Annotated in this window: 4 protein-coding genes; 1 reads left to right on the forward strand and 3 read right to left on the reverse strand. The window is 49.4% G+C overall.

The features are described 5' to 3' along the window. Window positions 1-36: 36 nt before the first annotated feature. A complete protein-coding gene (locus QCH34_RS09555) occupies window positions 37-1,797 on the reverse strand; it encodes a hypothetical protein (protein ID WP_300333340.1) in 1,761 nt (586 codons plus the stop codon). Next, on the reverse strand, window positions 1,794-2,060 hold the full coding sequence (locus QCH34_RS09560; RefSeq protein WP_300333342.1) for a hypothetical protein: 267 nt from the start codon (window positions 2,058-2,060) through the stop codon (window positions 1,794-1,796). Before QCH34_RS09560 ends, QCH34_RS09555 begins: the two co-directional genes overlap by 4 nt. An 80-nt stretch (window positions 2,061-2,140) precedes the next feature. Between QCH34_RS09560 and QCH34_RS09565 the strand changes: the two genes are divergently transcribed. Then, complete coding sequence (locus QCH34_RS09565) at window positions 2,141-2,647, forward strand: hypothetical protein (protein ID WP_300333345.1); 507 nt, start codon at window positions 2,141-2,143, stop codon at window positions 2,645-2,647. A 170-nt stretch (window positions 2,648-2,817) separates the two neighbouring features. Here the strand turns inward: QCH34_RS09565 and QCH34_RS09570 are convergent. Continuing rightward, on the reverse strand, window positions 2,818-3,219 hold a 402-nt coding region (locus QCH34_RS09570; RefSeq protein ID WP_300333348.1), incomplete at its 5' end, for a hypothetical protein.

The raw sequence follows: 3,219 nt of genomic DNA on the forward strand, positions 1-3,219 counted from the left end.
GAAGAATGATGATGACGGCGATCAGAATGGCGGACCTCACAAACGATCACCCCTGATCAGGAGATATGCTTCCTCAAACCAGCGCCGTTCATCATGATCCGGAAGGTGCCTCCCATACAGCACCCGTTCATAGAGAGTGAGCCAGGCATGAAGACGGGCATCTTCAGGGCATCTCCACCGGAGATCCCCGGCTGTTGCCGTAAGTGGATTCTGGATACCTGCGTTTTCTGCAAGAGCACCGAAGAGGAACCTGAGTGCTGAGGGATAATCGGATTCCTGTACCTGCTGATATGCTTCAAGTGCAGGATCTGCTGGTTGCATTGCAGGTTCAGATGAGATCGTCTCATCCTCTGCATCCTCTTCCCGGATCTCGTCATTCTCACCCTTCTCAGGCAGAGGCCCTTCTTCCTGAGGGGTGAACGCCTCGGAAGGAGCAGAGACAGCACCTTTTGGCCGGCGTTTCAGATAGAAGAAGCCTGCAGCTCCTGCAACACAGAGAGCTACAATGATGAAGAGAAGATAATGATCGATTGGTTTATTTTCTTGATCATTCTGGGGTACCACAACGATCACCACTTCTTTACTCTCAGAGCGCTCCAGCGGATATGCAGCATCATCAAAGATAGCTGCGATCTGATGTGTCCCGGGAGACAACTTCAGGGTGGCGGCAAACCGGCCATCGGCACCGGTTGTCGGTGTACCGATCTGCCTGCCTGCAGAGAGGATCCGGATAGGAGCACCAAAGACCGGTCTATCTCCCGCCATCAGACGGCCGGTGACCTGGGTGCCACCGGCATGCTGGAGAGTAACGTGGGTCTCAGATCGGATCACCCGAAAACTCCGGACTTCAGAATATGCCCCGTCAACCGTCGCATAGAGTGTATGCATACCGGTGCGGATGCGATCGATCTGTTCCCGGTGCAGGAACGTGCCATCCGTTGCCGCGCTGAGATCCAAAAAGTTCCTGCTGTCGAGAGTGAGTGAAACGATCCGGAGATCTGTGCCGGAGACCCGGCCGGAGATGGTGAGCGTATCCCCATAACCGACCTCCGGCGGCTCGATACCAAGATGTACACGGAGGGGTTCTTTTCGGGGGATCTCCTGCTGTATTGTTGCAGACCGTACCTCCTGCTCCTCTTCGACACTCTCTTCGATATCCCGGGCATCCTCAATGCTCTGTTCATAAGGATCGGTCTTCACCTCAAACTGCCTTGAGACGGCGATCATCTCCTCACTCCGCCCTTCATATGATGCGATCGTCTCCTTTATCTTTGACCTGAGGGCTTCCCCTTCATACATAATCGAATAGAGCATATCCGGATCATCAGCATCCCGGTACTCGATCTCAAGCCGCTTAAGATCAGAAAAGCGTTGTGTATCCTCAAAAAGAGCCATCAGATCCTCTTTGTTCAGGGCATTCAGCCGACGCCATTCCTCAAGATCGGACTGCGACATCTCAAGCCGGATGACCAGATTATCGAACTGGCGCGAGCGGGCAAGATACTCATCCAGATCCCGTTCTGCCGCAGTGAAATCTTTTAATTCCAGATTCAGGACAAGAGTTCCGGAGCTTGAAAAAATATCCTCCATCAGGGGGAGCACAACTGCCGAATTATCCTGTGACACCTGCCTGAGAACAGAGACACGATCATGGAGAGCCGTCTCTGCATCCATCTTTGGGGAGTAGAGAAGAGGGTAAGCAGTATGTGGGATCATGAGCAGAACGCAGAGGAGAGCTACTGCTGCAAGTGCAGGTACTGTGACGATATGATGCCTGCTCTTTGTACGATCATTCATGAACCAAGGATCTCCAGGACTTTTTGAGTGACAATAGCGCCAAAAAGGATGACGCCTGCAGCGATTATGTATCGGAACCTACTGAGAAATACAGGGCGGGTATGGACCGGATCAGCAAGTTCTGCAATAACCAGCATACCAATCAATGTCAGGACAAACAGGATCTCTAGATCTGGGCTCCCGGCGAGGATCATAAAGAAGATCACAATCACCATCCAGATGCTGATGGCAATTGCCGCGAGATACTTTGATCTGACCGGCATACACAAGTCCCCAATTGAAGATTACCTATATATCACCAAATACTATAATACCCTGCGATACAATCATAGAAATGATGCATATGCGATTAATACATCTTATCATTCCCTGCCTCCTCATCGGACTGATTATGCCGGTTGGTGCATTCTCAGCAGACAACCTCGACTTTACGATACAGGAGAACGGAGATGCCGAGATAGTGTTTGACTACACGCTGAACTGGATTGAGCGGTTTGCCGTCTTCCTGAGGATTGCAGATCCGAATGCAGAGTTCCAGGCAGCACTGGAGCGTGCCTACAAAAAGCCGGTTGAGGTACAGTCAGTGACACAAGGGTCAACCATATTCACCATCGAATCTCTTGCCACTATTGATGAAACCGGGGAAGTTATACGTTATACTGTACCGGCTCTGGATTTCTCATATGCAGAAAAGATTCTGAATGAATACTGGTTTGCTCCGCTTGTTCAGGTGGATCTCTCCCCTGACAGAACAACGGTAACCTTCCCGGATGGGAAGATCATATCATACTATGATGTTTCAAAAATCCCGGCAACATCACATACGATCGATCGGGTAGTTGCACCATAATCATCTCTCTATACTCATCAGGCAGAATCAATACCAGGGAGGAATTCCTCCAGGGTACAGGATCTTCCCACCCGGATTCTTGTCTTTCATTTTTTCAATAAGACCATAAAATCAAAAAGGCTTAATTTATAAGGTTGATTAGTCCTCGGCATGAATACTGATTATATCCCTCAAAAATCCATAAAATTACATAGATAGAACCATTTCAGGGAGAGAGAGATGATAATGCTTAAACAAAAATATGACTTATAAAAGATTATGCAGAATACCCAAATTTGGACCGTTAACAGGATAGGAATTCTCCTGACATTCATCATTCTTACGACACTCTTCATTGTGGCAATGCCTGTCTCAGCAGTTGATAATGAGACCGTAACACCAACTCCAACACCTACTCCTACCCCAACACCTACTCCTACACCTACCCCTACTCCTACACCTACTCCTACACCCACACCTACATCAACACCTACCCCTACTCCCACTCCTACACCAACTCCTACCCCAACACCCACTCCTACTCCAACTCCTACACCCACTCCTACACCTACTCCAACCCCAACTCCAACTCC

It is taken from the genome of Methanocalculus sp. (genome assembly GCF_029762515.1).
GTDB lineage: Archaea > Halobacteriota > Methanomicrobia > Methanomicrobiales > Methanocorpusculaceae > Methanocalculus.